Below are 8446 nucleotides of genomic sequence, written 5' to 3'. Positions count from 1 at the left end.
CATTCTTGACCGCCTGCTTCACCGCAGTGAGGTCATCTCATTCAGTGAGCATGATGACAGCCTCCGAATGAAGCATCGCAAGACCTTGTTTTCAGATACGGTGGCTCCATCCTAATTTGCGAAAGTGGTAACATCCTAATTTGCGAAAATGGTAACTTTCTACTTGACGGTTACAAGTGTTGGGCTTTCGGTAAATACGATTAATATACGTCTTCGGACGTTGCGGACGATGTGTCGATTTTGGCATGCTGAAGGTATTGCGGCAACGAATCCTATGGCCACGGTTAGTAACGTGGTGGACGATGAACGTGAAGAAGTGCCTGGGCTGACAGATGCGGAGATTGAGCGCCTGCTTTCGAGTTTAGATGTGAGGCAATACGCGGAGTGGCGAGATAGAGTTCTTATTTTGCTGCTACTCGACACAGGTATGCGGATTGAAGAAGCTATTAGCCTAACGGTTGATCGCGTTGACTTCCGATTGCTAACCGTGATCGTACCGTCGCAAATCGCTAAAAATCGACGTATGCGAGAGTTGCCAATTAGTCGGGAAATTGCAAAGTTGCTGCGGGAATTGCTCGTTGAAACCAAAGGTTACTTTGGCGATGTCGATCGGATATTTTATAATGCATATGGCGACCCGCTTACAGCTGATTCATTTCGAAGACGTCTAAATAGGCATAAAGAACAATTAGGAATAAAGCGTTTAAGCCCGCATATGTTTCGGCATACTTTCGCGCGTAAATACCTCCTGAATGGCGGCGACCTCTTTACATTACAGCGAATTTTAGATCATGCGGAAATTGCGACAACGCGTAAGTACGTTCAAATGGACGATGCAGATGTGCGATCACAGCATAACAAATATTCGCCAGTACACCGGATATTAAAACGGAAGTAATAGGGCCACGTTATACCACTTCAAAAACATTTGACTGCGATCCATATGTTTCAGAATATGTGAAGCGACGGGCCAATGGACTTTATGATCTCTGCGGAAAACCAGCCCCTTTTTCAGACACATCATTTGGCTTAGCAAAGGCGGCGAAGATACCATTTACAAAACTGTCGCACTTGATCCTTCATGCCACCGGAAAATGCACGTCTTAGACTTCGAAGAAGATGTCAATATACTGTTGGGTAAAATAACCGCATATAGGAATAACGAAGACTAATTGTTGGGGCCTACGCCGGCTTGTTGCGGCGAGGCCTTTTTATCACCGTCTTGAGGTCAATACCGATAGGTTTAAAAAACTCGTGGTGTGTGAAAGCAACTACCGACCTGTTCTTTTCCCTACCCCCGTTAAACATGTGGAAATCATCCCCCTACCTACTAAATAGTAAGTAAAACCACCTAGGGAGCCTCTTAGGTTCCTTATGCTCCTTGACCTTGCGATAAAAGTAGCCGTTGATTTCTTCATAGCTGTAACGGCAGTGATTTCGCCTGATTTCTACTCCTCATATGCCCTAAGGAAGTCAGTCGTGATAGGTGTCTTAGTTCTTCCTTAATGTTTGCTTGTGCCTTTGCTGAAGCAATCCATTCAGCTTGGCGAGCCTTGATCTTCGTTCGCTCTCTTCAGCAACCCATGATAGTACATGCAGCACTAGGTTAGCTACAAAAATACCACGCTTGCTGAGATAAGAGTGTATTTCACCTATACAAAAAAGCATCCAAATGATCGGATGCTTCCTCTCCACTATCTCACTTGTTCCTGTAGTGCCGTTTTAAGCAATTCAATCGCATTCTCTTCATTTGAAGAATTTGTCCCGAGTCCTCCTTGGAAAGCTTTGGAAATAATGGCGGCGCTTAATAACTTAAGTTTTTCTTCTGTTAATCTTATATAATTTAATGCAATCTCATCAGCTTTCAAGTACTTATCTAATATCCTGACAATTTCCACTTGCTCTTCATATGGTGGAAGTGGTACTTCTAATTCCTTAAATATCTTTAAGGTGATTTTTTGCTGTGCTACACCTTTACTATGTTTTCTAATTTGATTCTGAACGAAAGGAGATTTTATAGCGTACATTACAAACTTTTTGTGAGCAATTTTATTATTTACTCTAAGCTTGATACAGTCAGCCGTAATTATTGCCTTACCTAAATTGTCTGGATAAATATCGGCATCTCCAGGTGGGTCTCCCATCTTAGTTATTAAAATATCTCCACCATTAACTGAATGGGCATTAAGTTCCTCTGCTTTATCTACAGAAACATATTTGCGTTCTGACTCATAATTAGAACTCCTAATATTGCGTACAAAAACTAAAGGTATACCTGTTGTTGTATAGTCTGATACTTTTAAATTGCTTCCAAACGGCCCTATAGCAAGTGAATATTGTTCATCTGAAGCAATGGAATTAAAGTTTGTTACTACCCAAGATTTTGGTATTTCTAATTTTTTGCTTATACTTAATGGCACACTTTGATTGATTATGGGATTATTTTTAACTCTCCACTCATGAGTTAATTCCCCCGAAATTGCCTTATTTAATATAGCCGCTCTTCTATGCTCATATGACTCCTTCGCTTCCACAATCGACCGCTCTGCTTTTTTAATTTTACTTAGGAATAGATCTACTTTCTTAGCAATACGTTTTTGTTCATTTAAGGGAGGAAGAGGCACAGACAGATTACCTAATATTCGTGCATTAGCCCCAGGCTGTGCGCTTCCTTTCTTTACTACCATTATTTGCTTCCAATACATCGAGCTTTTCATAAACCCCCATAAAAATTGAGGATGCATATTATTATTGCATCGAAGTCTAATTAAATAGGAGGCAAAGACAGATAATGGTGGATTATTAATTAAATAACTTTTCCCTGTGGTTGCACCAGTACGGGCGACCACAATGTCATTGTCTTCGAGTTTGTATCTCTTTAGTTCTGGCTCCGTGATTGTACAATAAGGAACGCTATTCCAATCGACTTTTTCATTTTGAATATCTGTAATTCTTAAAAATTTTGGTCCAATCTCTTGCAACGATGAAGTCTCTGTATAGCCGTATTGAATACTTTTAAGAGAACTTCTTAAATTTATCCATACCCAATTCTCAGGAACTTCGTAAGGCTGTTGTTCTTTTGGAACTATAGCTTCCTCCAATAATTCATCAACAGACTTTTTACTCACTTTGTGAACACCTCATTGTCCTCTTTAACAGCACGTAACTCCACTGAAATCTCATTTAATATATCCATTGCTTGTTGAAGTTTTTCAATCGCTTTTTCTGCTGATTCGACCGGATCTGGAAGGTTCTCAAGGGATGATAATGATTCATCTGCAATCAAGCCAATATCCAAGCTGTCATCTTTTTTCATAATTTCTTCTCGTGAGAACATATTCCAACGTTCATCTTCTACTTGCGATCGGTCTTCTGCCATATATGCTTTTATGAAGTCTTCAAAATGAGCCATTGCTAACCGATTACGCTTTCCAAATGAAGCCATATTTGTCCGAAGGTCATATACCCAAACGTTTTTTGTATTACCATGGTCAGCCATTCCTCTTGTGAAGAATAAAACATTTGTTTTAACACCTTGTGCATAGAAGATCCCTGTTGGTAGTCGTAAAATTGTATGCAAATTACATTTGTTCATTAAGTCACGACGAATTTGTGTCCCGATACCACTTTCAAATAAAACATTATCAGGCAATACAACAGCAGCTCTTGCATTACCATCATCTTTTAAAGCATTATAAATTAACTGTAAAAAATTCAACTGTTTATTTGATGTTTCGAAAGTTAAATCATCACGGGATACTCGTTCTCCACCTTTTTTTGTACCAAATGGTGGATTTGTTAAGATAACATCGAAATTACTAATCCACTTTCCATTTGCAGATAAAGAATCCCCTTGTTCCAATCGTCCTTCCATGTTGTGAAGCAATGCATTCATTAAAGCGAGACGATGTGTATCTTTTACAAGTTCCATACCAGTGAATGCTTCTTTTTTTTGAAAATCAGCTTCTTGAGGATCTAAATCGAAATAATCATCGGTCTTACTTTTGAGATATCGATCCGCCGCAATCATGAAGCCAAAGGTTCCGGCAGCAGGGTCATTACACCGTTCCCCTACTTTAGGGTCAATCAACTGCACCATAACGTCAATTAAGACTCGTGGTGTGAAATATTGTCCCGCTCCCGATTTCATTTCACTAGCATTTTTCTCAAGTAATCCTTCGTATAGGTTTCCAAGCCCTTCCTCTTTAGCATTGTACCAATCAAGTGCATCAATAGATTTAATGATTTTCTCTAAGTTTTTTGGTTCTGCAATACTCGTAGACGCATCACTGTATATTTGACGAAGCATTTCATTATCATTACTTCCTAAGTCAAGCAGAAGTCTCTGATAGTATGTTTTCAATTCAAGGCCTTCTCGTTCTAATAAATCATCCCAACGATATCCTTCTGGAATGATACTTTCCGTTTCCTGTTCTTTCATCATCTTTAAGAATAAAAGATAAGTTAACTCTGTTACATATTGTTGATATGTAATACCATCATCACGAAGAACATTACAGAGGCTCCATAGTTTTTGAATGATCTCTTGGTTGTTCATTTTATTCCTCCAGAAATTATCATTGTTAGCCTATCCATTATATCGAAAAAGTGCCTCTCTGCAGAGAGGCACTGCTGTTAACTAATATAAAGATTTTCATTTATAGTGGAAACTACCTTTTCAATATAATCACCAAACTCTCGCTTTAATAACTTGTAGCCCCCTGAGGTCTTAAATGGTTCTTCTGAAAAAGCCTCCTCTGCGGTGGGTGCAAGCACTGGCATTGCCAGTAATTGTTTCTCAATCCGTTCTAGCCACTTTTTCTGCCTTGGTGTCCAATCATGCAAGGAGTACACTTTGTGCATAGCCTGCTTAATACGTGTTTCGTGATCGATTAATGCTTCGCCTAAAGCTGCTTGACGGATAAAGCTAATGATGTCTGCTGCAATGTCTTCATTCTTCGATTGTTTCCAAGCTGTTTGCAAATGCGATTGTTTATAGCCCTTTGTTTCTAAAATAGTGATGAGTTCTCTCAAGTCTTGTCTTGTTAAATCCTTTGGCCGAGTGCAGACGATCTGAAGAGCAGGGATACTATTGATGTTTTCTTTAATGAATTGTACAAATCCATCCAAATAATCCTCTGGTCTCTTGTTGCCTTCTCCATAACCTCGTACTACTTCTTTTACTTTATCTTCTTTATTGGAGATGTATCTCTTTTCGCCGTTTGTCCGGTATGTCTCCATAAACTCAAATAATATCTTATGTTCCTTTGCTTGATGTGGATTGTATAACTGAATGTCCTTCGCCCATTCATCAAGCTCCATTCCATTGGAAAGCTCTATAAACTTTTGCTTCCCCTCTTCATCAATCTTTTGTTGTCTTCGTTGTATTTTTGCTGATAACTGATCTCTGTAAAACGAGGCTTCTTCTTCTGAACTTGCATTGGCAAGTGATTCAAACAGCTGTTCAATGCTATAGCTTTGATTCTTTACAACAGGTTTCATCTCTGTGTAATCTTGTAACTTGTCGTAAATTCCGACTGCGTCATAAATATTGAAATGAGTTTTACTGATATCTGGACAAAGGCGAGTGGCTCGTCCAAGCATTTGATCATATAAGATACGTGATTGCACTCGGCGCAAAAACACTATATTGGTTATTGGAGGAACGTCGATTCCTGTAGTAAGTAAATCAACCGTTACAACAATATTTGGAAGTCGTTCATTCTTAAAACGTTTAATTGCATCCAGTGGCTTGTAGATGTAGCCAGTAATTTTCATAATGGCATCGTCTTCAATTTCGTCTCCACGTTCCTGGAAAGCTTCTTTTAACAACCTAACAACCATATCCGCATGGTGGTCAGTGGCTGCGAAGATGAGCGTTTTCTCTTTTCCTGCTGGATCAATATACTCAACTAATTTGTTTAATACAGCTCGGTTGAAGGGTTCTGTGATCACTTTCCTGTTGAATTGTTCAACTTCAAAATGGACCGTATCCTCCATTTTCTCAAGCTGTATCTGCCCTTCCCCTTCATCATACACTTCTACTTCTTCATCTTCTTCAAATGTGATTCCGACTTCCGAAAGCTCTGTTTTAAATAAATATGGAGGCTCGTGATCCACTAAAAAGCCATCTAATACAGCTTCCGTATAGGAATACTTAAAGATCGGCATCCCGAAAATTTCAGTTGTGTGAAGAGCAGGAGTTGCTGTTAGTCCCAAACAAGCTGCATCAAAGTAATCAATAACACGCCTATATTGGCTGATATAATCATTCTGATCGCGGAATGCTAACTCTTCTTCAGTCATTTCCTTATCACTTGTGTATCCTCTGTGTGCTTCATCCACTATTATAAAATCATACTGTCCAACGGTTGGAGTTCGTTCATCTTCACTGTCGAAAAGTCTTCTAACCATTCCTTGAACAGTAGCAATATGCACCTTTGTTTCTATTTCAGGAGTAATATCTTCTAATGATTTCACATCATATATATCAGCAAATGAATAACCTTCTATTTTAGTATCCTTAAGGGCATTCTCTGTTTGTTTTCCAAGTGAATTACGATCAACTAAAAACAGAATTCGTCGACACTTCTTGGTTTTAATTAGTCGATACATCAAAGCAATTGCTGTACGGGTTTTCCCGGTACCTGTTGCCATTGCGATTAACATTCTTCTTTGCCCTTCAGCCAATACTCTTTCTGCAGCAATTACAGCTTGTTGCTGATAAGGCCGTAAGCCGAGTTTTGTAATATCTTCATCCTCAAGCCGCTTATCTGCATCCTTGTCATCTTGACTTAGTAGAAGGAGCATATCCTCTGGTGAGTGCCATCCTTCAAGTGGACGGGCATGTTCCATTGGTTTTCTCGAATCCCAAAACCAAATTCCTGACTCTTCTTGAAGTTGTCTCAGATAAGGACGCCCATTTGTAGCATATAAAAATGGTACCTTGTATTCGCCAGTTGTGGGAGAGATTAATTCATTCTCAAGTTGCACAACATTTTTGGCATAGGTTTTTGTTTGGCTTTCTAACGCTCCAGGAATTGTTCTGTTTATTGCCTTTGCTTCAATAAACCCAACAAGCTGCTTACCAATGAAGAGTGCATAATCAACCCTTCCCCCTCTAACTTTCCACTCAGCTATTGCTATATTTCTATTTTTCTCTGGCATCGTTCCGTGTACTTGATTGTTAAGTAACGTTGTATCCGCTTCCCAACCAGCAGCACGAAGTTTCCCATCAATAATAGATCGTGTCTCAGCTTCTGTTAAATGTTGCCGGCGAGCATAATTTTCAGATTTTTTTCTACGATTGTTTTTTACCTTATCTAATTCAACTTCTGCTCGTTGCCGGATAGCATCTAATTCATTTTCGAGCTTAGCGACTTTATCTTCATACTCTTGCTGAAGCTTTTCAGCACTAATAACCAACTGTATTTGAGGTTCTACAAATTCTGGGGCTTTGAATTCCCAATCACCGTAAACCTCCATAAAATAAGTAGCTATACGGTAAGCCAACTGCAATAAAGCTCTTGCCTCTTGAGTTTCTCCATAACCTGCTTCGTGCATTGCTTTATTTCCTGATCGCCGAAGGGTATCGAGGTAATCAATCAGTTCTGGTTCAAGTACATCATTTCGTCGTAATATGTTGATTCTATCGACTTGTGAAGATCCATGAGTTTCTTCAATGTTCTCGAAAGCGAGTATATATTTAGTTATAGTCTCTGCAAACAACCGCAATTTCATCAGTGTCGTATGTGGGTCTCGGAATAAATTGCTTTCAGCCGTCTCCCCTAAGTTAGCTAGAACATCCCAGTCCTTTTCTAAGAATGAAAAGTTTCCACCCATTTGATCACCATTTCTTAAAAGTTGTATGTGTTCACCATACAACAACTATACCAAAATTAGTTAATTTATACACCACCGAGCCTTAACAGTGGATAGTTTTCTATTTCCTATAATGAATATTGAATCTAGTCCACCCAAAACAAAGATAAACAGGATGTTGTTTTACGTATTTTATGAAAAAAATCGGCATGTTATAGATCCCAAAAAGCTGAAAATATAGACACGATAATAACTGTATAAAAATGGTCAATGACTGAGATAAGAGGATGTAATCATCATGTATCCGGTAAGTAAAGAGCCTTGCTCTTTAGTACTAGAAGGTATACGTGAATGAGAGGTTATCGTATAAATGACGAAAAAATAGGTCCTTCCACGTGGTAAATAAGAAGAAGACGAGAAAATCAATATAATACGAGGAAAAATCAATGGAGAATATCACGAATTAATCGGGGGTGTCTCGAAACGAATCGAAATGATTTTCGATAGTGTGAGAGTATAAGTGGTCGGGCTTTTCATGAAATTTGCCAGGTAGGTCGACTCTGGAAACCATCCCCCCACTATGTTGAAAATAGTGACATAACCACGCCTATCTCACCTTTTTTCC

Annotated in this window: 4 protein-coding genes; 1 reads left to right on the top strand and 3 read right to left on the bottom strand. The window is 39.0% G+C overall.

The genetic code is table 11. The features are described 5' to 3' along the window. Positions 1–229 precede the first annotated feature (229 nt). A complete protein-coding gene (locus AC6CHQ_RS14200; RefSeq protein WP_498081877.1) occupies positions 230–898 on the top strand; it encodes a tyrosine-type recombinase/integrase in 669 nt (222 codons plus the stop codon). A 796-nt stretch (positions 899–1694) separates the two neighbouring features. Here AC6CHQ_RS14200 and AC6CHQ_RS14195 read toward each other — a convergent pair. From AC6CHQ_RS14195 to hsdR, 3 genes are all read right to left on the bottom strand, one after another. Beyond that, the gene (locus tag AC6CHQ_RS14195; RefSeq protein ID WP_498081876.1) at positions 1695–3128 is read right to left on the bottom strand and encodes a restriction endonuclease subunit S; all 1434 of its coding nucleotides are present in this window, start codon (positions 3126–3128) and stop codon (positions 1695–1697) included. Continuing rightward, positions 3125–4558, bottom strand: coding sequence for a class I SAM-dependent DNA methyltransferase (locus AC6CHQ_RS14190; protein ID WP_498081875.1), 1434 nt, complete (start codon positions 4556–4558; stop codon positions 3125–3127). The genes AC6CHQ_RS14195 and AC6CHQ_RS14190 overlap by 4 nt, the downstream gene beginning before the upstream one ends. A 77-nt stretch (positions 4559–4635) precedes the next feature. Beyond that, entirely contained in the window at positions 4636–7842 is a 3207-nt protein-coding gene (gene hsdR / locus AC6CHQ_RS14185) for a type I restriction-modification system endonuclease (RefSeq protein ID WP_498081874.1), read from the bottom strand. Positions 7843–8446: the final 604 nt, after the last annotated feature.

The organism is Bhargavaea sp. GQ12, assembly GCF_059758705.1.
Note: the sequence above shows the minus strand (reverse complement) of the source record. Positions and strands in the feature narration are given on the sequence as shown.

Bases quoted from the DNA above. Each gene is read 5' to 3' on its own strand.
- AC6CHQ_RS14200 (WP_498081877.1), top strand. From the start codon at position 230: ATGTGTCGATTTTGGCATGCTGAAGGTATTGCGGCAACGAATCCTATG.
- hsdR (WP_498081874.1), bottom strand. From the start codon at position 7,842: ATGGGTGGAAACTTTTCATTCTTAGAAAAGGACTGGGATGTTCTAGCT.
- AC6CHQ_RS14190 (WP_498081875.1), bottom strand. From the start codon at position 4,558: ATGAACAACCAAGAGATCATTCAAAAACTATGGAGCCTCTGTAATGTT.